General features: G+C 67.8%; 23 protein-coding genes. 20 read left to right on the top strand and 3 right to left on the bottom strand.

The window, feature by feature from the left end:
• Positions 1–606: 606 nt before the first annotated feature.
• On the top strand, positions 607–1,755 hold the full coding sequence (locus tag PI86_RS08830) for a metallophosphoesterase (protein ID WP_039321052.1): 1,149 nt from the start codon (positions 607–609) through the stop codon (positions 1,753–1,755).
• A 6-nt stretch (positions 1,756–1,761) separates the two neighbouring features.
• Here PI86_RS08830 and PI86_RS08825 read toward each other — a convergent pair whose 3' ends face one another.
• Entirely contained in the window at positions 1,762–2,346 is a 585-nt protein-coding gene (locus PI86_RS08825; protein WP_039321051.1) for a malonic semialdehyde reductase, read from the bottom strand.
• Complete coding sequence (locus tag PI86_RS08820; RefSeq protein ID WP_039321049.1) at positions 2,343–2,546, bottom strand: hypothetical protein; 204 nt, start codon at positions 2,544–2,546, stop codon at positions 2,343–2,345. The genes PI86_RS08825 and PI86_RS08820 overlap by 4 nt, the downstream gene beginning before the upstream one ends.
• Before the next feature lie 46 nt (positions 2,547–2,592).
• Between PI86_RS08820 and PI86_RS08815 the strand changes: the two genes are divergently transcribed.
• From PI86_RS08815 to PI86_RS08805, 3 genes are all read left to right on the top strand, one after another.
• Positions 2,593–3,198: an alpha-ketoglutarate-dependent dioxygenase AlkB family protein gene (locus tag PI86_RS08815; protein WP_039321048.1), complete on the top strand. Its 606-nt coding sequence runs from the start codon at positions 2,593–2,595 to the stop codon at positions 3,196–3,198.
• Positions 3,199–3,516: 318 nt separating this feature from the next.
• Positions 3,517–3,723, top strand: a complete 207-nt coding sequence (locus PI86_RS08810; RefSeq protein WP_014898921.1) for a hypothetical protein — start codon at positions 3,517–3,519, stop codon at positions 3,721–3,723.
• A gap of 381 nt (positions 3,724–4,104) precedes the next feature.
• Positions 4,105–5,049 carry an IclR family transcriptional regulator gene (locus PI86_RS08805; protein ID WP_039321046.1) on the top strand — a complete coding sequence of 315 codons (945 nt, stop codon included), beginning with the start codon at positions 4,105–4,107 and terminating at the stop codon, positions 5,047–5,049.
• Positions 5,050–5,149: 100 nt separating this feature from the next.
• Here PI86_RS08805 and PI86_RS08800 read toward each other — a convergent pair whose 3' ends face one another.
• The gene (locus PI86_RS08800) at positions 5,150–6,229 is read right to left on the bottom strand and encodes a porin (RefSeq protein ID WP_014898923.1); all 1,080 of its coding nucleotides are present in this window, start codon (positions 6,227–6,229) and stop codon (positions 5,150–5,152) included.
• A gap of 448 nt (positions 6,230–6,677) precedes the next feature.
• Between PI86_RS08800 and PI86_RS08795 the strand changes: the two genes are divergently transcribed.
• From PI86_RS08795 to PI86_RS08720, 16 genes are all read left to right on the top strand, one after another.
• Positions 6,678–6,995 carry a non-heme iron oxygenase ferredoxin subunit gene (locus PI86_RS08795; protein WP_014898924.1) on the top strand — a complete coding sequence of 106 codons (318 nt, stop codon included), beginning with the start codon at positions 6,678–6,680 and terminating at the stop codon, positions 6,993–6,995.
• A 1-nt stretch (position 6,996) separates the two neighbouring features.
• On the top strand, positions 6,997–7,308 hold the full coding sequence (locus PI86_RS08790; protein ID WP_039321045.1) for a recombinase-like helix-turn-helix domain-containing protein: 312 nt from the start codon (positions 6,997–6,999) through the stop codon (positions 7,306–7,308).
• A gap of 54 nt (positions 7,309–7,362) precedes the next feature.
• On the top strand, positions 7,363–8,433 hold the full coding sequence (locus tag PI86_RS08785) for an aromatic ring-hydroxylating dioxygenase subunit alpha (RefSeq protein ID WP_039321043.1): 1,071 nt from the start codon (positions 7,363–7,365) through the stop codon (positions 8,431–8,433).
• On the top strand, positions 8,426–9,196 hold the full coding sequence (locus PI86_RS08780) for an SDR family oxidoreductase (RefSeq protein WP_039321042.1): 771 nt from the start codon (positions 8,426–8,428) through the stop codon (positions 9,194–9,196). Before PI86_RS08785 ends, PI86_RS08780 begins: the two co-directional genes overlap by 8 nt.
• 34 nt (positions 9,197–9,230) lie before the next feature.
• Positions 9,231–9,758 carry a cupin domain-containing protein gene (locus tag PI86_RS08775; protein WP_031399108.1) on the top strand — a complete coding sequence of 176 codons (528 nt, stop codon included), beginning with the start codon at positions 9,231–9,233 and terminating at the stop codon, positions 9,756–9,758.
• Between the two features lie 18 nt (positions 9,759–9,776).
• The gene (locus tag PI86_RS08770) at positions 9,777–10,688 is read left to right on the top strand and encodes an alpha/beta fold hydrolase (RefSeq protein ID WP_039321038.1); all 912 of its coding nucleotides are present in this window, start codon (positions 9,777–9,779) and stop codon (positions 10,686–10,688) included.
• Positions 10,685–11,542, top strand: a complete 858-nt coding sequence (locus tag PI86_RS08765) for an IclR family transcriptional regulator (protein ID WP_039321036.1) — start codon at positions 10,685–10,687, stop codon at positions 11,540–11,542. Before PI86_RS08770 ends, PI86_RS08765 begins: the two co-directional genes overlap by 4 nt.
• 76 nt (positions 11,543–11,618) lie before the next feature.
• On the top strand, positions 11,619–12,416 hold the full coding sequence (locus PI86_RS08760) for an SDR family oxidoreductase (RefSeq protein WP_039321033.1): 798 nt from the start codon (positions 11,619–11,621) through the stop codon (positions 12,414–12,416).
• Positions 12,409–14,076, top strand: a complete 1,668-nt coding sequence (locus PI86_RS08755; protein WP_039321032.1) for a thiamine pyrophosphate-binding protein — start codon at positions 12,409–12,411, stop codon at positions 14,074–14,076. Before PI86_RS08760 ends, PI86_RS08755 begins: the two co-directional genes overlap by 8 nt.
• On the top strand, positions 14,069–14,908 hold the full coding sequence (locus PI86_RS08750) for an aspartate dehydrogenase (protein ID WP_039321029.1): 840 nt from the start codon (positions 14,069–14,071) through the stop codon (positions 14,906–14,908). The genes PI86_RS08755 and PI86_RS08750 overlap by 8 nt, the downstream gene beginning before the upstream one ends.
• Before the next feature lie 98 nt (positions 14,909–15,006).
• Positions 15,007–16,497, top strand: coding sequence for an aldehyde dehydrogenase (locus tag PI86_RS08745; RefSeq protein WP_014898934.1), 1,491 nt, complete (start codon positions 15,007–15,009; stop codon positions 16,495–16,497).
• An 18-nt stretch (positions 16,498–16,515) separates the two neighbouring features.
• Complete coding sequence (locus PI86_RS08740; protein ID WP_039321023.1) at positions 16,516–17,478, top strand: VOC family protein; 963 nt, start codon at positions 16,516–16,518, stop codon at positions 17,476–17,478.
• On the top strand, positions 17,475–18,710 hold the full coding sequence (locus PI86_RS08735; RefSeq protein ID WP_039321022.1) for an NAD(P)/FAD-dependent oxidoreductase: 1,236 nt from the start codon (positions 17,475–17,477) through the stop codon (positions 18,708–18,710). Before PI86_RS08740 ends, PI86_RS08735 begins: the two co-directional genes overlap by 4 nt.
• A gap of 38 nt (positions 18,711–18,748) precedes the next feature.
• A complete protein-coding gene (locus PI86_RS08730; RefSeq protein ID WP_039321020.1) occupies positions 18,749–20,149 on the top strand; it encodes an MFS transporter in 1,401 nt (466 codons plus the stop codon).
• A gap of 172 nt (positions 20,150–20,321) precedes the next feature.
• Positions 20,322–20,873 carry a GNAT family N-acetyltransferase gene (locus PI86_RS08725; RefSeq protein ID WP_039321018.1) on the top strand — a complete coding sequence of 184 codons (552 nt, stop codon included), beginning with the start codon at positions 20,322–20,324 and terminating at the stop codon, positions 20,871–20,873.
• A 99-nt stretch (positions 20,874–20,972) separates the two neighbouring features.
• Entirely contained in the window at positions 20,973–21,233 is a 261-nt protein-coding gene (locus tag PI86_RS08720) for a DUF3079 domain-containing protein (RefSeq protein WP_052319400.1), read from the top strand.
• Positions 21,234–21,272: the final 39 nt, after the last annotated feature.

The raw sequence follows: 21,272 nt of genomic DNA, 5'->3' as shown, positions 1-21,272 counted from the left end.
GCCGGGCGCGGCGCAAACGGTTCGTCGCCGCGACGACGATTCCGCGATACGGAGCCGATCATAAATCAGCGCGATGCAGACCGCCAGCCGTGCCGAGCGCGCTGGTGGCAAGCGGCGGGCCGGTCGGCAGGCTGCGCGGTGCGGCCGCGGACGGTCCGCGATTCTGCCAGCGCGAGCTCCTGTAGGGTTGCTAACGGACTGTAAAGGATCGTCAGACGAAACCACGCGTGCCGTGTTTGTTTGCCGGTGCAGCGGAATCGGCGCGCGAATGCCGGATTGCCGCCCGAATGCGCCGGAATTCCCGTCCGCTCGTGCCGGGGGGGGGCGGCCGGGTTCGTCCGCGACGCGGGCGGGTGACCGAGGTTCGGCGCCGTGCCGTCGTCCTTGCGATGTGTCGGGCGGTGCGATCGAACCGTACGCTGCCCCCGGCCATTGCGTGAAGCGGGCCGGCCCGCCCGTGGTGGCCGTGCCCGGTCATGCCGGCCGGTATCTGTGTACCATCGTACGTATGGCGCGCCGTGCGGCGCGGGGCATGGCGAGACCTGAGGTCACGGCTCCGTTCGACGCACGGCGCGGAAGCGGTATCGCAACCAGGATGAGCGTTCCATGCGAAGTTTCTTTGTCCGGTTCATTGCAATCGGCGTGCTGTTCCATTTGTATGTCGGGCTGCGGATCATTCCCGACGCATTCGCGTCGCCGCTCGCGCGCACGATCGCGGCGCTGGTGCTGGCGAGCTTCGTCGTGCTGATTCCGGTCGGGATGTTCTCGCGCCGCTTCGATGAGGGCTGGGCCGCGACGCTGGTCGGCTGGACCGGCTCGCTCGTGATGGGCTTCTTCTCGTCGCTGCTCGTGCTGACGTTCCTGCGCGAGCTGGTGCTGCTCGGCGTCGTCGTCTGGCGCTATCTGGGGCACGACGCCGCGTGGAGCGGCGCGGCATCCGACACGGCGCTCGTCGTGGTTGCGGGCGCGGTACTGGTCAGCGCGATCGGGTTCGTCGGCGCGCGCCGCACGGCGGCGGTCAAGCGCGTGTCGATTCCGGTCGACGGGCTACCCGCCGCGCTCGACGGGCTGACGATCGTGCAACTGTCCGACATTCACGTCGGGCCGACGATCAAGCGGCCTTACATCGAGCGGATCGTGCGGGCGGTCAATGCGCTCGATGCCGATCTCGTCGTCGTGACGGGCGACGTGGTCGACGGCTCGGTCAAGCGGCTGAGCGAACACACGGCGCCGCTCGGGCGCATGCAGTCGCGGCACGGCAGCTTCCTCGTGACGGGTAATCACGAGTACTACGCCGGCGCGCACGCGTGGATCGACGAATTCCGGCGGATCGGGTTGACGGTGCTGCTGAACGAGCATGTGCTGATCGAGCACGATGGCGCGCGCGCGGTGCTCGCGGGCGTGACCGATTTCACGGCGGGCGGGTTCGATCCCGCGCATCGCAGCGACCCCGAAGGGGCGTTGGCGGGCGCGCCGCGCGACGTCGCCACGAAGATCCTGCTCGCGCACCAGCCGCGCAGCGCGGAGGCGGCGAGTCGGGCCGGCTACACCGTGCAGCTGTCCGGGCATACGCACGGCGGCCAGTTCCTGCCGTGGCCGCCGTTCGTGCGCCTGCAGCAGCCCGTGATCGGCGGGCTGGACCGGTTCGGCGGGATGTGGCTCTATACCAGCCGCGGAACCGGCTACTGGGGGCCGCCGAACCGCTTCGGCGTGCCGTCCGAAATCACGCTGATCCGGTTGACGCGCGGCCGCTAGCGCACGTCAGTCGATGCGCGCGATGTCGTCGAAATCGAAGCGCGGGCTGCGCGGGAACAGGCCCGCCGGATCGCCATAGCCGAGATTCACGAGGAAGTTGGTCCGGATCGCGGTGCCCGCGAAGAATTCGGCGTCGACCTTCGCGGCGTCGAAACCCGACATCGGGCCCGCGTCGAGGCCGAGCGCGCGCGCGGCGAGGATCAGGTACGCGCCCTGCAGCGACGAGTTGCGGAACGCGGTGGCTTCGATCAGCGCGTCGTTGCCGGCGAACCAGCTGCGCGCGTCGGCATGCGGGAACAGGCGCGGCAGGTGCTCGTGGAACGCGAAGTCCATGCCGACGATCACGGTGACGGGCGCGGCCATCGTCTTCGCGAGATTGCCTTCGGACAGCGCGGGTTGCAGGCGCGCCTTCGCTTCGGGTGACTTGACGAACACGAAGCGCGCGGGGCTCGCGTTCGCCGACGTCGGGCCGAATTTCGTCAGGTCGATCAGCCGGTGCAGCAGCGCGTCGTCGACGGGTTTGTCCTGCCACGCGTTGTGCGTGCGCGCGGTAAGGAACAGTTGGTCGAGGGCGGAATCGGAGAGCGTCATGGTGGGTCCGGGAAGAATTCGGCCGGGTCGCGCCGGCCGGCATTGCGAAAGAAGGCGGCGCCCTGGATAAGGGCGCGCTGCGACACGGCGCGATGATAGCGTGGCGCGCGCAAACGCGGCGGCTTCGCGCGCGGCGCGCGGCGGCGTGCGACGGGCCGCAATGACAGCGCATGGCGGGGCGCCGCGCGGTTGGCTACCATGCAGACAGGGTTCCCACGCACCGTTCATTGCCCGCCTGATTCCGCCATGTCGACCCCCGATCTGTTCGCCGATGCCCCCGCGCCCGACGTGGACTGGTACCCGGACTGGCTCGCGCCGGCCGATGCCGATCGCGTGCTGACCGCGCTGGTCGACGAGGTCGCGTGGCGGCAGGACACGATCCGCACGCCGCGCGGCCGCATCCCGTTGCCGCGGCTCACCGCGTGGCAGGGCGAGCCGGACGCCGTCTACGTGTATTCGGGGATCCGCAACGTGCCGGCGCCGTGGACGCCGGCCGTGCTCGACCTGAAGCGCGCGGTCGAGGCGACCTGCGGGGCGCGTTTCAACAGCGTGCTGCTCAATCGCTACCGGAACGGTCAGGATAGCCTGGGCTGGCATGCGGACAACGAGCCCGAGCTCGGCGAGGCGCCCGTGATCGCGTCGGTGAGCCTCGGCGCGATGCGCGTGTTCGACCTGCGTCATCGCGCGACCGGCGTCGTGCATGCGTACCGGCTGACGCACGGCAGCCTGCTGGTGATGCGTGGTCGCACGCAGGCCGAGTGGCAGCACCGCGTGCCGAAGGCGCCGGCCGTGCAGGGCGAGCGCGTCAACCTGACGTTCCGGCGCGTGATATCCGCGGACGCGAGTCGGTAGCCGCGCCAGGCAGCCGGCCCGGTCACCGGGGGTCGCGACCCGTTTTTCGACCGATCCGGGCAATCGCTCGTCCATGCGGCACGTTGCCGCACGGGTGGGGTGCCGTGCGGTGGGAATCTGCCGGCGAGGCCCGTGCCATATGGGTTTCAGGTGGATTTCATCGACCGCCCGGTTCCGATAGGCAGGTGAAAGCCCTGATGGTGCGTCGCAACATTCCTTGACTAGACTGTCGAATGGCAGAAACGCGCCGAGAGCCGGCGCACCTTTTGGACATGCCCGAGCGTCGCCGATGCAACGCGCAGGGCAGGAGCACAACCCGTGACCGTACTGGACTCATCCCTCGAACCCTCGCTCCACGTCTTCGAACAAGACGGCGGATGGCAATGGGCGCTGACGGTGAAGCGGGCGTCCGGCGTCGGTGTGAAAGTCGTTGCATTCAGCACCGACGGCTTTCGCGGCGAAGCCGACGCGTACGCCGCCGGTCAGCTCGCGCGCGCCGAGTATGACGACGCCGTGACGGCCTGACGCCACGTCGCGCCGATCCCGTTCGCGGATCGGTGCGGTCGTTCATTGGCACACGTTTTTTCCATTCGTCTCCCCCCTTGCACATCGACCGTGATTGCGTCGCCCGATCTCGCGTGTGACGCGTCGCGAACGCGTATCGACTAGGGCCAGCGGGCCGCCGCCGCGCGCGGCGACGTTCCGGTGGGCAGCCCTGTCTATCGCTGTTATCCTTTCGATCGCGTCAGGCTATGCGGCAGTCCGCCTGTCCGGTCCGGCGCGCCGGGCTGTCGGCCGCCTGCGCCGGATCGTGTTGATCCGGTTCGGTCGAAAATCCATAATCAAGCATTGCGGGTCTTTCGTGAACGCTTCCATTCCGTCCATGTGCACAAGGTCAACTCAACGATGAGCGGTGCACCGAAACCGCCGGCAAGGCCGGCAAGCGCGCCGCGCACGGCAGCAGGCGACGACGCCGACAACGACGTGTCGAAGCAGGGCGCGGGCGACGACGAATCGTCCGGCGGCGCGTCGTCGTATCTGGTGCCGGGGCTCGAACGCGGGCTGCGGATCCTCGCCGAATTCTCCGCGCGCGAGCCGGTGCTCGGCGCGCCCGAGCTGTCGAAGCGCATCGGCATCCCGCGCACGACCACCTTCCGCTTGCTGCAGACGCTCGAAGCGCTCGGCTTTCTCGAACGCGTGAACGGCGATCGCTATTTCCGGCTCGGTGTCGGCGTGCTGCGGCTCGGCTTCGAATACCTGAATTCGCTCGAACTGACCGATCTCGGCACGCCTGTGCTCGAACGGCTGCGCGACGCGACGGGCCTGTCGACGCACCTGCTGATCCGTGACCAGCGCGATGTCGTGTTCGTCGCGAAGGCGCAGAGCAACACGTCGATGTTCGGTTCGGTGAAGGTGCACGTCGGCACGCGGCTGCCCGCGCACGCGACCGTGCACGGCCATGTGCTGATGGGCGACCTCACGCGCGACGCGCTGCGCCAGCTCTATCCGGAAAAGCGGCTCGAGCAGTTCACCGAGCGCACGCCCGGCAGTGTCGATGAACTGTACGAGCGCGTGCGCCATTACGCGCGGCTCGGCTACGCGGTCAGCGAGGCCGCGTTCGAAAGCGGCATCTCGGCCGTGACCGCGCCGGTGCGCGACCATTCGGGCGCGATCGTCGCGGCGATCACCGCGACGGTGCCGCGCTCGGAGATCGGCGAGGCCGGCGAGAAGGAACGGCTCGTCGAAGCAGTGTGCGGCGCGGCGGTCGACCTGTCGCAGCGCCTGAATTATCGGCCGCTCGAAAGCGACCCGACGTTCGCGCACGCCCGTCACCGGGTCGCGATGTTCTGACCCGTCGAACGGACCGCAGCGCGCGGCTTCGCCAACGCAAAGAGCAGCCCGCGGGCTGCTCTTTGCGTTTCGGGCCTCGGGCGCGTGCGCCCGGCGCCGCTCAGAACGAGTGGTGAATGCCGGTCAGCACGATCACCTGGTTTGCGGTACTCGACGTGCCGGCCGTGAAGAACGCGGCCTTCGCGCCGCCCGACCCGTGTTCATACAGCACGTTCGCGTAGAGCTGCGTGCGCTTGGACAGCGAGTAGATGTCGCCGAGCTCGACCTGGGTCCAGCGACGGCCGGCCAGCGTCGTGGTCGCCGCGCCGCCCGCGATCGTGTTGAACGCGCTGTTGCGGTAGTTCACGCCCGCGTCGTAGCTCTGGAACGTGTCGGAATAGCCGTTCGACTGCATCTTCGTGCGCGTGTAGAGGCCATGCACGAGGAAGTCGCCGAACTGGTAGGACGCGCCCGCGCCGATGTTCTCGACCTTGTTCGCGATGTAGCCGTTCGCGGTGTTCTGCCCCTGGAACGACGTAATGCCCGTCTGGCTGATCAGGATCGAGCGATCGTGTTCGTTCGAATAGACGGCCGACGCCCTGAACGACCCGTTCGAATAGTTCAGCGCGGCGCCCACCGACTTGCCGGTCGAGAAGTTCGTCGTGTTGCCGAGCGCCATCGTCGCCGCGGCCGAGAAGCCGGCGAAGCTCGGCGAGCGGTACTTGACCGAGTTGTTGTACGGCACGTTGCCGGTCGCGGCGAGCCCGTCGATGTTGCCCGGGTGGAACGCATACCAGCTCATCGCGAGGTAGGCCGTGCTGAGCGGATCGAGATAGTCGAAGCTCAGCGGGGTCTGGCGCCCGAGCGTCAGCGTGCCGTAACGGTCCGAACTGAGGCCGACGAACGCCGAGCGGTTCCAGATGGTGTTCGCGGTCGCGAACTGGCCGTTGTTCGTATAGAAGCCGTTTTCGAGCTGGAAGATCGCCGACAGGCCGCTGCCGAGGTCTTCCTTGCCCTTCAGGCCCCACCGGTCGGGCTGGGTATTGCCCTGGATCATCGCCCACTTCGCATGGCCGCCGACGTTGTTCACGTAGGCGACGCCGGCATCCATGCTGCCGTAGAGCATCACGCTGCTCTGCGCCCAGGCGCCCGACACGGCGCCCATTCCGATGACTGCTGCTGCTACCGCATGCTTGACCATTTGATCTCCTGACTCTCCAAACCTGATGAAAACGTGCCGTGGCGGCTGGCGCGGGGACGGCCATCCGTCGCGCGTTTCCTGCCTCCGGCCGGGCATTCCTTGTGTTCCATATAAGGAACAGCGTGCCTCTGATGGAATGGAGTATAGAGGCGCTGTGGCGATGGTCAAAAATAAATTTATCGGGACGGATGGGAACCCGGACGCTGCGCCACACGGACCCGAGCATCCCGGAAAACCCGCTTAAATCCCTGCCTTTAAAGAAGAAATCATGTCTGGCTTGGGGGTCGGAGATGATCGTCGGGCTGGCGGTCGGTGTTTTCCCTAGGGCATGCAGCTTTTTGTTTTACTCGTGGAAAGTCGCTCCTATAATCACCATCCATAAACTGCTGTTCCGGATATGGAACAAATCCGGAGCGAACCGAGAGTCGATCAGAAGGAAGGGTGTGAGATGTCTGAACAATGGATTTGCGCCGGGCACGCCGGCGCGCTGTCGGAAGACACGCCGATCGAGTTCAAGCGGACCGACGGCGTCGAGATCGGGATCTACCGCGTCGGCGACGAGGTGTATGCGCTCGAGAACGTGTGCCCGCATGCGTACGCGCTGCTGACGCAGGGGTTCGTCGACGAAGGCACCGTCGAATGCCCGCTGCACGAGGCCGTGTTCGACATCAAGACGGGCGAATGCCTGAAGGGCCCGGGCGGGCGCGCGCTGAAGCAGTACGCGGTGCGCCTTGCCGGCGAGGAAATCCAGATCAAGGTGGAATGACATGAAAGAAGCGACCGTCAACTTCAATCCCTTCCTGAAGCCGTGGGTGGCGCCGCAGCCGAACAACGTCGCCGGCAAGGGGCAGATCGAGATCCCGGGCCAGGTCGAGAACCGCATCTGGCAAAACCGCAAGGCCGAGCCGACCCAGTACGAGAACGACCTCGGCGATGCGCTCGAACGCGTGTTCGAGAGCGGCGCGACCGAGCTGGACGATGTCGTCGCGGGACTGAACCGCATCGGCTTCCGCGCGCCGGACGGCACGGCGTGGACCGCCGAGCGCTTCCGCGCCGAAATGGCCTCGCTGGCGGAATGAGCGCGCGCGCCGCGTGACCGCCGACCCGACGACAACCGCATCCGGAGCACACTGATGACGTCCCCCGCACAACACGAAGTCCAACACGACCCGGTCCGCGACTATCTCGATCGCGGCATCAAGAACTACTGGTATCCCGTCGCGCCGAGCTGGCAGGTGTCGAACGCGCCCGTCGGCCTCACGCGCCTGTCCGAGCAGATCGTGCTGTGGCGCGATCACGAAGGCAAAGTCCACGCGCTGGAAGATCGCTGCCCACACCGCGGCGCGCGCCTGTCGCTCGGCTGGAACCTGGGCGGCAACATCGCCTGCTGGTATCACGGCGTTGAAATCGACGGCGGCGGCACGGTCAATCGCGTGCCGGCGGTATCGAACTGTCCGCTCGAAGGCACGAAGTGCGTGAAGTCGTATCCGGTCGAAGAGAAGGCCGGCGCGATCTTCCTGTGGTTCGGCGACGAAGCGCACGGCGAGCCGGCGCCGCTGAACCTGCCGGAAGAACTGGTCGCTGACGAGTACGGCCACTTCCTGTGCGTGTCGAACTGGAAGTGCAACTACCAGTACGCGATCGACAACGTGATGGACCCGATGCACGGCGCGTACCTGCACGCGACGTCGCACTCGATGGCCGAAGGCGACAAGCAGGCCGAGATGCGCGTGCGCAAGACGGAAACGGGCCTGATGTTCGAGAAGATCGGCCAGCGCGACGTGAACTTCGACTGGGTCGAGCTCGGCGAAACCGGCTGCCTGTGGATGCGCCTCGCGATTCCGTACAAGCAGAAGTTCGGCCCGGGCGGCAACTTCGGGATCATCGGCTTCGCGACGCCGGTCGACGGCGACAACTGCCAGGTCTACTTCTGGCGTACCCGCAAGGTCAGCGGCTGGCAGCGCGACGTGTGGCGCTTCATGTACCGCAACCGCCTCGAGGGTCTCCATTGGGACGTGCTCGAGCAGGATCGCTACGTCCTCGAAAGCCTCGCGCCGCACGCACGCGATCACGAATACCTGTACCAGCACGACGTCGGCATCACGCGCGTGCGCCGGATGCTGCGCCAGCGTGCGCAGGAACACCTGTCCGCGCTCGACGCGCACCGCGCGGCACAAGCTGCATCGGAGCCCGCGAATGGCTGAGTTCGCTACGGTCGTGTCGCTGCCGGGTCGCCGCGTGCTCGTCACGGGCGGCGCGCGCGGTCTCGGCGCGGCGTTTGTGAAGGCACTGGTCGAAGCGGGCGCGCAGGTCGCGTTCGGCGACGTGCTCGTCGAGGAGGGCCGCGCGCTGGCTGCGCAGCTCACGCAAGCGGGCCATGCCGCGCATTTCTTCGCGCTCGACCTGGCCGATCCGGCGAGCGTCGACGCATTCGTCGCGCAGGGCGCGGCGGCGCTCGGCGGCGTCGACGCACTGATCAACAACGCGGCGATCACCAACTCGGGCGGCAAGCTGTCGACGGAACTCGACGTGTCGACCTGGGATGCCGTGATGAACGTGAACGTGCGCGGCGTGTGGCTCGTCAGCAATGCAGCGCTGCCGCACCTCGCGCAGTCGGGTCGCGGCGCGATCGTCAACCTTGCATCGGACACCGCGCTGTGGGGCGCGCCGAAGCTGCTCGCATACGTCGCCAGCAAGGGCGCGGTGATCGCGATGACGCATGCGCAAGCCCGCGAGTTCGGCGCGCACGGCGTGACGGTCAATGCGATCGCGCCGGGGCTCACCGAAGTCGAGGCGACCGCCTACGTGCCGGCCGAGCGCCATGCGTTCTACATGCAGGGCCGCGCGCTCACGCGTGCGCAGGTGCCCGAGGACGTGACGGGCCCCGTGCTGTTCCTGCTGTCGGACGGCGCGCGTTTCGTGACGGGTCAACTGCTGCCGGTGAACGGCGGCTTCGTAATGAACTGAATTGAAGTTTTCACTCGGAATGAAGGAGAGGACGATGGCGGACGCAGATCTCGAACGCAAGTCGTGGGACCAGCCGGAAGACGCAAGCTTCGGCGACTGGATGGAAGGGCGCGTCGCGCGCTATGCGACGCGGCGCTATGACTGGGACGCGCTGAAGTTCCAGGCGGACTACGACCCGAAGTACCGCCGTGCGCAGATGCGCTACGTCGGCACGGGCGGCACGGGCGTCGCAAAGGACGTCAACACGGTGCCGGCCGGCAACTTCACGTTCTCGACGATGGTCATCCCGGCCGGCAACATCGGCCCGAGCCACATCCACATCGACGTCGAGGAAATCTTCTTCGTGCTGCGCGGCAAGATGAAGGTGATCTGCGAGCGCGACGGCGAGACTTGGGAAGCGATCCTCGGCGAGCGCGACCTGATCTCGGTGCCGCCGGGCGTGTATCGCACGGAAATCAACATCGGCGAGGAAGATGCGCTGATGTGCGTGATGCTTGGTTCGTCGAAGCCCATCACGCCGACCTATCCGCCGGATTCGCCGCTCGCGAAGATCAAGCGTTGAGACGGAGCCGGTAAAGCAATGAGTGTCATCGACAAACGTGAACGCGACCGCACCGCGGCGTTCGCCGCGCTGCTCGGGCAGTTTCCCGAACAGCGCTGCGCAGCCGGCGCGGCGGGCACGATCGGCTACCGTGAAGCCGGCGCAGGCGAGGCCGGCGCGCAGCATGTGGGCCGCGCGTTGCCCGTCGTGCTGCTGCACGGGATCGGCTCGGGCGCCGCGTCGTGGGTGCGCCAGCTCGACACGCTCGGCGCGTCGCGCCGCGTGCTCGCGTGGGATGCGCCCGGCTACGGCGTGTCGACCCCCGTGCACGGCGCGTCGCCGGCGGCCGCCGATTACGCGGCGTCGCTGAACGCGTGGCTCGAGGCACTCGGCATCGAACGCTGCGTGCTGGTCGGGCATTCGCTCGGCGCGATCATCGCGGGCGGGTTGGCCCGCGTGATGCCCGCGCGGATCGCCGGGCTGTTGCTGATCTCGCCCGCGGGCGGCTACGGCAGCGCGCCCGCCGAAACGCGCGACACGCGCCGCGACGCGCGGCTCGCGATGCTCGACGAACTCGGCCCGGCCGGGCTCGCCGAGCAGCGCAGCGGCAACATGCTGTCGGGCTTCGCGAGCGAGGATGCGCGTGCGTGGGTGCGCTGGAACATGGCGCGCATCGTGCCGGCCGGCTACGCGCAGGCCACGCATCTGCTCGCGAACGCCGATCTCGCGTCCGATCTCGCCGGCTTTCGCGGCCGCACGGCGGTGGCGGTCGGCGCGAACGACGCGATCACGCCGCCGGCCGCATGCGAGCGGATCGCCGCGGCCGTGCACGTCGGGCTGCAGGTGATTCCGCAGGCCGGTCATGCGGGGTACGTGGAGGCGCCGGCAGTCTATTCGTCGCTGATCGACACGTTCTGTCGTCAATGCGACCGTCAACGGGGTCTGGAATGAGCGAACCGTTGCAACAACAGGACGCAGATAACGCGAAGTCCGAGGCCAACTACGTGGTGCCTGGCCTCGAACGCGGACTGCGGATCCTCGCCGAATTCTCGCCGCGCGAGCCGGTGCTCGGCGCGCCGGAACTGTCCAAGCGCCTCGGCATTCCGCGCACGACGGTGTTCCGTCTGCTGCAGACGCTCGAATCGCTCGGCTTTCTCGAGCGCGCGGACAAGGATCGCAATTACAAGCTGGGCATCGCCGTGCTGCGGCTCGGCTTCGAATACCTGAGCTCGCTGGAGCTGACCGATCTCGGCCTGCCGGTGATCGAGAGCCTGCGCGACGCGACCGGCTTCACGACGCACATCGTGATCCGCGACGGCCGCGACGTGGTGTTCGTCGCGAAGGCGCAGAGCCAGTCGCCGGTGTTCAGCTCGATTCGCGTGAACGTCGGCACGCGGCTGCCCGCGCATGCGACGACCCACGGCCACGTGCTGATGGGTGACCTGTCGCTTCAGGCGCTGCGTGCGCTGTATCCGGAAGGCACGCTGAACCGGATGACGAGCGCGACGCCGGAATCGGTCGACGCGCTGTATGAAGTGATCCGCGAGGATGCGCTGCGCGGCTACGGCGTCAGCAATTCGTCGTTCGAGCGCGGCATCTCGGTGGTCACGGCGCCGGTGCGCAACGACACGCAGAAGATCGTCGCGTGCATCACGGTGACGGTGCCGCGGCCGGAGATCGACGCGGCGCTGATCGCCGACGGCCTGATCGACAAGGTGCAGCGCGCGGCGGCGGAACTGTCGCGGCGGCTCAATTACCGCTCGGACGACGAGCACACGTTTCTCAAAGCTTTAGGACTGAAATGAGATCCCCACGCATGCTTCGCACGCTGCCCCCCAAGGGGGCGGTCAATCCTCTTGGGGCGGCCCGGCGAGGATTGACATGATTCAGATCGATCTGACCGGGCAGGTGGCGGTGGTGACGGGCGGTTCGTCCGGCATCGGCCTCGCGACTGCCGAACGGTTCCTGCAGGCCGGCGCGTCGGTCGCGATTTGCGGCCGCGACGGCGAGCGCCTCGCGCGCGCCGAAGCGATGCTCGGCGAAAAATATCCGGGCGCGCAACTGCTCGCCGTGCGCTGCAACGTGCTCGACGAAGCCGACGTGGCCGCATTCGCGCAGGCCGTGTCCGAGCGCTTCGGCCGGGCCGACATGCTGGTCAACAACGCAGGCCAGGGCCGCGTGTCGACCTTCGCGGAAACGACCGACGACGCATGGCGCGAAGAGCTCGAGCTGAAGTACTTCAGCATCATCCGCCCGACCCGCGCGTTCCTGCCGCTGCTGCGCGACGCGCAGGCGCCGACGATCACCTGCGTGAACTCCCTGCTCGCGCTGCAGCCGGAACCGCACATGGTCGCGACGTCGTCGGCGCGCGCGGGCGTGCTGAGCCTCGTGAAGTCGCTCGCGACCGAGCTGGCGCCGCAGAGCATCCGCGTGAACTCGATCCTGATCGGCATCGTCGAGTCGGGGCAGTGGCGCCGCCGCTACGAAGCGCAGGCGCAAGCCGGCGAAAGCTGGGAAGACTGGACGGGCGCGCTCGCCCGCAACAAGAACATTCCGCTGAACCGCTTCGGCAAGCCCGACGAGGCAGCCTGGGCACTTTTTTATCTCGCAACGCATCTGTCGTCCTATACGACGGGCAGCCATATCGACGTTTCTGGAGGTTTTGCACGCCATGTCTAAAAAAACCACGGTTGGCGAGCTGATTGCCGCCTTTCTCGAGCAGTGCGACGTCAAAACCGCATTCGGTGTCATCTCGATCCACAACATGCCGATCCTCGACGCGATCAACTCGCGCGGCAACATCCGGTATGTCGGCGCGCGCGGTGAAGCGGGCGCGGTGAACATGGCCGACGGCCTGGCTCGCGTGTCGGGCGGCCTGGGCGTCGCGTTCACGAGCACCGGCACGGCGGCGGGCAACGCGGCCGGCGCGATGGTCGAGGCCCTGACGGCCGGCACGGCGCTGCTGCACATCACCGGGCAGATCGAGACGCCGTACCTGGACCAGGATCTGGCATACATCCACGAAGCGCCGGACCAGCTGACGATGCTCGACGCGATCTCGAAGGCCGCGTTCCGCGTGCGTACGGTCGAAACCGTGCTGCCGACGATCCGCGAAGCGGTGCGCATCGCGCAGACCGCGCCGACGGGCCCCGTGTCGGTCGAGATTCCGATCGACATCCAGGCCGCCGAAATCGAATGGCCGGAAGACCTCGCACCCGCACACGTCGCGGTGCGCGAACACGACGATGCACGCGTCGCGAAGCTCGCCGACGCGCTGGCGGCCAAGCGCCGTCCGCTGCTGTGGCTCGGCGGCGGCGCGCGTCATGCGCGTGCGGAAGTCGAACGCCTGGTCAAGCTCGGTTTCGGCGTCGTGACGAGCGTGCAGGGCCGCGGCGTGCTGCCGGAAGATCATCCGGCGACGCTCGGCGCGTTCAACGTCCACGCATCCGTCGAAGCGTTCTACAAGACCTGCGATGCGCTCGTCGTGGTCGGCTCGCGCCTGCGCGGCAACGAGACGCTGAAGTACAAGCTCGCGCTGCCGCAGCCGCTGTTCCGCGTCGACGCCGATGCGCTCGCCGACAACCGCGGCTATCGCAACGAGCTGTTCGTGCACGGCGATTCGAAGCGCGTGCTGGCCGAGCTGGCCGATCGCCTCGAAGGCCGCCTGTCCGTCGATCCGCAATTCGCGGCCGACCTCGCGGCGGCGCGCGAGCAGGCCGTCACCAGCGTGGCGGAAGGCCTCGGGCCGTACAAGAAGCTGGTCGACACGCTGCAGGGCGCGGTGGGCCGCGACTACAACTGGGTGCGCGACGTGACGATCTCGAACAGCACGTGGGGCAACCGCCTGCTGAAGATCTTCGAACCGCGCGCGGGCGTGCATGCGCTCGGCGGCGGCATCGGCCAGGGCATCCAGATGGGCATCGGCGCGGCGCTGGCCGGCTCGGCGGCGAAGACGGTCTGCCTGGTCGGCGACGGCGGCCTGATGGTCAACGTCGGCGAACTCGTGACGGCCGTGCAGGAAAACGCGAACGTGATGATCGTGCTGATGAACGACCAGTGCTACGGCGTGATCCGCAACATCCAGGACGCGCACTACGGCGGCCGCCGCTGCTTCGTGCAACTGCACCAGCCCGATTTCGCGCAGTTCTGCGCGAGCTTCGGCCTCACGCACTACCGGATCACGTCGCTCGACCAGGCGGAAGCGATCGTGCGCGAAGGGATCGCGAAGGAAGGCCCGGTGATGGTCGAAGTCGACATGCTGTCGGTCGGCTCGTTCACGTCGGCATTCGCGGGCCCGCCGGTGAAGAAGGAAGCGCCGTCGGAGCGCCAATATGCTTAACGGACGCCACCACGGCCACGGACACGGGCATGCGCCCGTCGACGTCGCGATGATCGGCTTCGGCGCGATCGGTGCCGCCGTGTATCACGCGGTCGAGCACGATGCGTCGTTGCGCGTCGCGCACGTGATCGTGCCCGAGCACCAGCGCGACGCGGTGCAGCGTGAGCTCGGCGGTGCGGTGGAGGTCGTGTCGTCGGTCGACGCGCTGGCCCACCGCCCCGAATTCGCGCTCGAATGCGCGGGCCACAGTGCGCTCGTCGATCACGTCGTGCCGCTGCTGAGGGCCGGCACCGATTGCGCGGTCGCGTCGATCGGCGCGCTGTCCGATCTCGCGCTGCTCGACGTGCTGTCGCAGGCTGCCGACGAAGGCGATGCCACCGTGACGCTGCTGTCCGGCGCGATCGGCGGGATCGACGCGCTGGCGTCGGCAAAGCAGGGCGGCCTCGACGAGGTGCTGTACGTCGGCCGCAAGCCGCCGCTCGGCTGGCTCGGCACGCCCGCCGAGGAACTGTGCGACCTGCGTGCGATGACCGAAGAGAAGGTGATCTTCGAAGGCACCGCACGCGACGCCGCGCGGCTGTACCCGAAGAACGCAAACGTCGCGGCGACGGTTGCGCTTGCGGGCCTCGGCCTCGACGCGACGCGCGTGCGCCTGATCGCCGATCCGGCCGTCGAGCGCAACGTGCACCGCATTACCGCACGCGGCGCATTCGGCGAGATGTCGCTCGAAATGAGCGGCAAGCCGTTGCCCGACAACCCGAAGACTTCCGCGTTGACCGCGTACAGCGCGATCCGCGCGCTGCGCAATCGCGCGGCCCGCTGCGTGATCTGAGCGGACCACCCGGCCGACCCGGCCATTCGGGCCATTGAACGGCCGCCTGCGCCACGGCGCGGGCAGCTGTGCAGAGACAGATTTGTGGGACTTGTGACATGACTCCATTCGATACGAGCCTCGTACCCAACGGCGACATCCTGATCGGCGGCGAGTGGCGACGCGGCCGTGGCGCGCCTTTCGCGAGCATCTATCCGGCCGACCAGTCGCTGAACATGGAAGTTTCGACGGCGAATGCGGAAGACGCGGCCGAAGCCGTCGTGGCTGCCGATGCCGCGTGGCGTCGCGCCGACTGGGCGGGGCTCAAGCCGCACCAGCGCGCGCTGGTGCTGTACCGGATCGCCGACCTGATCATGCAGCGTCACGAGGCGCTCGCGAACCTGCAGCGCCGCGACAACGGCAAGCCGATCGGCGAGACGCGCGTGCTGGTGGCCAGCGCGGCGAACACGTTCCGCTATTTCGCTGCCTGCCTGGAAACGCTCGACGAAGAACTGACGCCGTCGCGCGGCGATTACCTGACGATGAGCGTGCACGAGCCGATCGGTGTGATCGCGGCGATCACGCCGTGGAACTCGCCGATCGCATCCGACGCGCAGAAGCTCGCGCCGGCGCTCGCCGGCGGCAACGCGGTGGTGCTCAAGCCGGCCGAAGTCACGCCGCTCGTGTCGCTCGCGCTGGCCCGCATCTGCGAGGAAGCCGGCGTGCCGAAGGGCGTGCTGAGCGTGCTGCCGGGCAAGGGCTCGGTGATCGGCGACGTGCTGGTGCGTCATCCGCTCGTGAAGAAGGTGTCGTTTACCGGCGGCACCGAAGTCGGCCGCGGTATCGCGCGCATCGCGGCCGAAAAGCTGATGCCCGTGTCGCTGGAGCTCGGCGGCAAGTCGCCGACGATCGTGTTCGACGACGCGGATCTCGATCACGCGGTCAACGGCGTGCTGTACGGCATTTTCAGCTCGTCGGGCGAGGCATGCATCGCGGGTTCGCGCCTGTTCGTGCAGCGCGCGGTGTACGACGAATTCATGCAGCGGCTGGTGGCCGGCGCACGCAAGCTGCGCGTGGGCGACCCGACGCGGCCCGACACGCAGATGGGCCCGCTGATCACCGCGAAGCATCGCGAGTCGGTGGAGCGCTACGTCGCGCTCGGGCTGGAAGAAGGCGGCCGCCTGCTGTGCGGCGGCGAGCGGCCGTCGGGCGACGGGCGCGAGGACGGTTTCTTCTATCAGCCGACGATTCTCGAAGGCTTGCCGAACAGCGCACGCATCTGCCAGGAAGAAATCTTCGGGCCGGTGCTGGTCGCGATGCCGTTCGACGACGAAGCGTCGCTGATCGCGCAGGCGAACGACAGCGTGTTCGGTCTCGCCGCCGGGATCTGGACGCGCGACTACAAGCGCGCGTGGCGCACCGCGCGTGCGCTCGAGACGGGCACCGTCTGGATCAACACGTACAAGCTGTTCTCGATCTCCACGCCGTTCTCGGGCTGGAAGGAGAGCGGAATGGGACGCGAGAAGGGGCGTCTCGGCATCCGCGAGTACATGCAGCAGAAGAGCCTCTACTGGGGCTTGAACGACGCGCCGCTGCCGTGGGCGAACTGAGCGAAGGGGAATGACGCAATGAGCATCTTGGGTATCGAGCAGGTCACGTACGGTGTCGACGACCTCGCGACGTGCCGGCGTTTTTTCGCCGACTGGGGGCTGAAGGAAGTCGCGCACGACGACACGCGCGCACGCTTCGAAACGTTGAACGGCTGCACCGTGCTGGTCGTGATGGCCGACGATCCGTCGCTGCCGCCCGCGTTCGAAGCGGGCCCGACGCTGCGTGAAGTCACGTGGGGCGTCGCGACGCAGCAGGAAGTCGACGCGCTGCGCACGAAGCTGGCCGGCCAGCCCGGCTATTACGCGCAGGACGATGCGGTCGGCTGCATCGATCCGAACGGGATGGCGATCCGCATCGAGGTGACGCGCAAGCGTGCACTCGACATCACCGGCTCGCCGTCGAACGTGTGGGGCCAGACGGTGCGGGTCGACCAGCCGAGCCCGATCTACGCGCGCGCCGAGCCGGTCGAGGTCGGACACGTCGTGTTCTTCACGAACTGCCTCGACGCGCAGGAAAAGTTCTATCACGAGCTACTCGGCTTCGAGACGTCGGACCGCTACCCGGGCCGCGGCGCGTTCATGCGCTGCGCGCCGCACGGCGGCCACCACGACCTGTTCCTGCTCGCGCTGCCGAATGGCAAGCGCGGCCTGAACCACGTCGCGTTCACCGTGCGCGACATCCACGAAGTGTTCGGCGGCGGCATGCACATCGACCGCTGCGGCTGGGAAACGCAGCTCGGCCCGGGTCGTCACCCGGTGTCGTCCGCGTACTTCTGGTACTTCCAGAATCCGGCCGGCGCGCTGATCGAGTACTACGCGGACGAAGACGTGCTGACGCCCGAATGGCAGCCGCGCGAATTCGAACCGGGTCCGACCGTGTTCGCCGAATGGGCTGTCGACGGGGGCCTCGACGGCAACACGCGCCGGCAGAAGAACGCGAAGGCGCCGGAAGGCAAGTTCATGACGGAGCGCAAATCATGACCGAAGCGAATACGCAGGCGCCGGGCACGGTCGTCGTGATCGGTGGTGGCCAGGCTGCAGGCTGGGTGCTGAAGACGCTGCGCGCGGAAGGCTTCGCGGGCCGCCTCGTGATGATCGCGGATGAACCGCACCTGCCGTACGAGCGCCCGCCGCTGTCGAAGGCCGTGCTGGCCGGCGATGCCGACGTCGAGACGGTGCGCGTCGTGCGTCCGGACGAATTCGACGCGCTGAACGTCGAGGCATGGCAGCCGGAACGCGCGGCATCGATCGATCGGGCACGCCGCGTGGTGAAGACCGAAAGCGGCCGCGAGATCGAATACGACCGCCTCGTGATCGCGACCGGCGGCACGTCGCGCCGCTTGCCGGATGCGATCGTCAAGACGCCGAACCTGCATTACCTGCGCACGCTCGACGAAGCGGCCGCGCTTGGCGAGAAGCTGCGCGCGAGCCGGCGCGTGCTCGTGATCGGCGGCGGCTGGATCGGCCTCGAAGTCGCGGCGACCGCGCGCAAGCTCGGCGTCGAGGCGGTCGTCGTCGAAGGTGCGCCGCGCCTGTGCGGGCGTTCGGTGCCGCAGATCGTGTCGGACTTCCTGCTCGACCTGCACCGCGCGAACGGCGTCGACGTGCGTCTCGGCGCGGCGCTCGCATCGCTCGACGTGCAGCAGGACGACGCATCGAAGGTGCGCGCGACGCTCGCGGACGGCACGACGATCGACGCCGATTTCGCGGTGGCCGGCATCGGTCTCGCGCTGAATGCGTCGCTCGCGAGCGACGCGGGGCTGGCGCTCGACGACGGCATCGTCGTCGACGAATTCGGCGCGACCAGCGACCCGGCGATCTTCGCGTGCGGCGACGTCGCGAACCACCACAACGGCTGGCTGAAGCGGCGCGTGCGGCTCGAATCGTGGGCGAACGCGCAGAACCAGGCGATCGCGGCCGCGAAGGCCGTGCTCGGCGTGCGCGCGCCGTACGCGGAGATTCCGTGGTTCTGGTCCGATCAGTACGACGTGAACCTGCAGATCCTTGGCGATCTGCCGGCCGATGCACAGCTCGTCGTACGCGGCGATCTCGCCGCGCGCCGCGCGACGCTGTTTTTCGTTGGCGACGGGCATGTGAGAGGTGTCATCGCCGTGAACAACGCACGCGAGCTGAAGCTCGCGCGCAAGTGGATGAACCAGGGCCGGGCAGTCGATACGGAAGCCCTGGCAGACACGTCCAAAGCGCTTGCCTGACCGGCCAAACCGGTACAAAGATCCAGGAGACACCCCGCATGAGCACTTTCGACAACGTCGTGGCCGGCAGTGCCACGACGGAAGCTGCCGCCTCCACGCCCGGCGCGATCATCGCGCGGCTCGAGCGGCTTCCGGCCAACTCGATGCAGATCCGCGCGCGCGTGCTGATCGGCACCGCGACGTTCTTCGACGGCTTCGACGTGATCACGATCGCGGCGACGCTGCCGCTGCTGATTCACAAGTGGGGGCTGTCGCCGACGCAGATCGGCATGCTGATCGCGTCCGGCGCGATCGGCCAACTGATCGGCGCGTTCCTGTTTCCTGCGCTCGCCGAGAAGCATGGCCGCGTGAAGGCGATCGCGTGGAGCTCGGCCGTGATCGGCATCACCAGCATCGCGTGCGGGTTCGCGCCGACGTTCGAGGTGTTCGTGCTGCTGCGGATCCTGCAGGGGCTCGGGCTCGGCGGCGAACTGCCGGTCGCGGCGACCTATATCAACGAGATCACGCGTGCCCACGGCCGCGGCCGCTTCGTGCTGCTGTACGAAATCGTGTTCCCGATCGGCCTGCTGGTGTCGATGGCGCTCGGCGCGTGGCTCGTGCCGCGGTTCGGCTGGGAGATCATGTACTTCGTCGGCGGGCTGCCGCTGATCCTCGCGCTGGTGCTCACGCGTGTCGTGCCGGAGTCGCCGCGCTGGCTCGCGTCGCGCGGACGGCTCGCGGAAGCCGGGCGCGCGGTGGGCGTATTCGAAGCGTCGGTGCGCGGCGAGCTGCCGCCCGTCACGCAGGTTGCCGCGTTCGACGAGATGGTGCGCCAGCATCCGAAGCGCAAGATGAGCGACCTGTTCAGCGCCGCGTATCGCAAGCGCACACTCGCGGTGGCGACGCTGTGGGCAACCTGCGGGTTCATCCAGTACGGGCTGTCCACGTGGTTGCCGACGATCTACAAGAACTTCTATCACGCGCCGCTGCAGCTCGCGCTGAACCTTGCCGTGATCGGCTCGGTGATGGGTGTGTTCGGCTCGCTCGCCTCCGCGCTGCTGGTCGACAAGCTCGGCCGCAAGCCGGTGATCGTGTGGTCGTTCGTGCTGTGCGCGCTGTCGCTGGCGCTCGCGGGCATCTATCACGCGTCGTCAGTGTATGTCGTCGCGGTCTTCTGCTCGCTGTCGCTCGGGTTGATGGCGTCGGGGTTCATCACCGCGTACGTCTATACGCCGGAACAGTATCCGACGAGCATCCGCGCGTCCGGTTGCGGGCTCGGCAGCGCATGGCTGAAGATCGCGTCGTTCGCCGCGCCGATGATCGTGCCGCACGCGATCATCGGCGGCAACCTCGCGCCGGCGTTCTACCTGATCGGCGTCGTGCCGCTGATCGCGGCGGTGACTGTCCACTTCGTCGGGATCGAGACGAAGGGGAAGGTGCTCGAAGCGCTCGAAGCGTAAGCGCGGCCGGCAGTAACGGCTGACGCGAAGGGCCCGGACGATGTCCGGGCCTTTTCGTTTTCGGGGTGCGCGACAGTGACATCCCGGTGCCGGGCAGGGCGGGCACGCGCGATAGCCGCCCCGCGGCGTGCGTGTTCTAATTCACGGTCCCGTTGTTCATCCGGCCGTCGCGATGCCCATGTTCGAACCCGTCACGCTGCATACGTCCCGCCTCGTTCTGCGTCCGCTTCGCGAAGCGGACGTGCACGCGTTGTTCGACATCTGGTCGGATGCGGAAGCGATGCGCTATTTCTCGTTCGCACCGCTCGCGGACCTGCAACAGGCGGTCGAGCGCGTTGCGCGCAACCTGGCGACGACCGCCAGCGGGCAGGATCTCGTCTGCGTGCTTGAAGCGCGGGACACCGGCGAGGTGTTGGGCGAATGCGTGCTGTTTCATGCGCACGAGCAATGCCGGCGTGCCGAGATCGGCTTCAGCCTGCGTCGCCGATACTGGCGCGGCGGGTATATGCACGAAGCGGCGTCGGCGCTCATCGCGCACGCGTTCGATACGCTGCGCCTGAACCGGATCGAGGCGGACATCGATCCGCGCAACGTCGCGTCGGCACGGCTGCTCGAGCGGCTCGGTTTCGTCAGGGAAGGCGTGCTGCGCGAACGCTGGATCGTCGGCGACGAGGTGTCGGACAGCGCGCTGTACGGGCTGCTCGCGAGCGAGCATCGCGGGTAACGCAGCGGCGCAGGTGCGAACGAATGCCGCATCGGCATCGTTCGCCGCGCGGACTAGAGTCGAACGGTAGCGGGCACAACGACACCGGGACGACGAACCATGGCCAAGAAATTTCCGCTGCATCCGCTGCATCCGGAACGGATCTGCTGGGGATGCGACAACTACTGCCCGACGCATGCCATGCGTTGCGGCAACGGCTCCACCCGTACCCAGCACCCGTGCGAACTGCTCGGCGAAGACTGGTATCGATACGGCGACTGGGGCATCGACTGCGCGGATGACGAAAACGAACCGGCACGCGCCGCGCCGGCCGGCAGGCGTAGCGACAAGTTGTCCCACCGCGCGCGGGCGGTTTCTTGATCTGCGTCACGGTGGCCGAAGCCGCGCCGAAACATCATG

The sequence above is a fragment of the Burkholderia sp. A9 genome (assembly GCF_000801975.1).
Note: the sequence above shows the minus strand (reverse complement) of the source record. Positions and strands in the feature narration are given on the sequence as shown.

What these genes read in the sequence shown, in the direction of transcription:
- PI86_RS08770 (WP_039321038.1), top strand. Translation starts at nt 9,777, where the DNA reads ATGAGTGTCATCGACAAACGTGAACGCGACCGCACCGCGGCGTTCGCC.
- PI86_RS08740 (WP_039321023.1), top strand. Translation starts at nt 16,516, where the DNA reads ATGAGCATCTTGGGTATCGAGCAGGTCACGTACGGTGTCGACGACCTC.
- PI86_RS08775 (WP_031399108.1), top strand. Translation starts at nt 9,231, where the DNA reads ATGGCGGACGCAGATCTCGAACGCAAGTCGTGGGACCAGCCGGAAGAC.
- PI86_RS08795 (WP_014898924.1), top strand. Translation starts at nt 6,678, where the DNA reads ATGTCTGAACAATGGATTTGCGCCGGGCACGCCGGCGCGCTGTCGGAA.
- PI86_RS08815 (WP_039321048.1), top strand. Translation starts at nt 2,593, where the DNA reads ATGTCGACCCCCGATCTGTTCGCCGATGCCCCCGCGCCCGACGTGGAC.
- PI86_RS08830 (WP_039321052.1), top strand. Translation starts at nt 607, where the DNA reads ATGCGAAGTTTCTTTGTCCGGTTCATTGCAATCGGCGTGCTGTTCCAT.
- PI86_RS08755 (WP_039321032.1), top strand. Translation starts at nt 12,409, where the DNA reads ATGTCTAAAAAAACCACGGTTGGCGAGCTGATTGCCGCCTTTCTCGAG.
- PI86_RS08730 (WP_039321020.1), top strand. Translation starts at nt 18,749, where the DNA reads ATGAGCACTTTCGACAACGTCGTGGCCGGCAGTGCCACGACGGAAGCT.
- PI86_RS08765 (WP_039321036.1), top strand. Translation starts at nt 10,685, where the DNA reads ATGAGCGAACCGTTGCAACAACAGGACGCAGATAACGCGAAGTCCGAG.
- PI86_RS08720 (WP_052319400.1), top strand. Translation starts at nt 20,973, where the DNA reads ATGGCCAAGAAATTTCCGCTGCATCCGCTGCATCCGGAACGGATCTGC.
- PI86_RS08725 (WP_039321018.1), top strand. Translation starts at nt 20,322, where the DNA reads ATGCCCATGTTCGAACCCGTCACGCTGCATACGTCCCGCCTCGTTCTG.
- PI86_RS08750 (WP_039321029.1), top strand. Translation starts at nt 14,069, where the DNA reads ATGCTTAACGGACGCCACCACGGCCACGGACACGGGCATGCGCCCGTC.
- PI86_RS08780 (WP_039321042.1), top strand. Translation starts at nt 8,426, where the DNA reads ATGGCTGAGTTCGCTACGGTCGTGTCGCTGCCGGGTCGCCGCGTGCTC.
- PI86_RS08825 (WP_039321051.1), bottom strand. Translation starts at nt 2,346, where the DNA reads ATGACGCTCTCCGATTCCGCCCTCGACCAACTGTTCCTTACCGCGCGC.
- PI86_RS08805 (WP_039321046.1), top strand. Translation starts at nt 4,105, where the DNA reads ATGAGCGGTGCACCGAAACCGCCGGCAAGGCCGGCAAGCGCGCCGCGC.
- PI86_RS08745 (WP_014898934.1), top strand. Translation starts at nt 15,007, where the DNA reads ATGACTCCATTCGATACGAGCCTCGTACCCAACGGCGACATCCTGATC.
- PI86_RS08790 (WP_039321045.1), top strand. Translation starts at nt 6,997, where the DNA reads ATGAAAGAAGCGACCGTCAACTTCAATCCCTTCCTGAAGCCGTGGGTG.
- PI86_RS08785 (WP_039321043.1), top strand. Translation starts at nt 7,363, where the DNA reads ATGACGTCCCCCGCACAACACGAAGTCCAACACGACCCGGTCCGCGAC.
- PI86_RS08820 (WP_039321049.1), bottom strand. Translation starts at nt 2,546, where the DNA reads ATGGTAGCCAACCGCGCGGCGCCCCGCCATGCGCTGTCATTGCGGCCC.
- PI86_RS08800 (WP_014898923.1), bottom strand. Translation starts at nt 6,229, where the DNA reads ATGGTCAAGCATGCGGTAGCAGCAGCAGTCATCGGAATGGGCGCCGTG.
- PI86_RS08735 (WP_039321022.1), top strand. Translation starts at nt 17,475, where the DNA reads ATGACCGAAGCGAATACGCAGGCGCCGGGCACGGTCGTCGTGATCGGT.
- PI86_RS08760 (WP_039321033.1), top strand. Translation starts at nt 11,619, where the DNA reads ATGATTCAGATCGATCTGACCGGGCAGGTGGCGGTGGTGACGGGCGGT.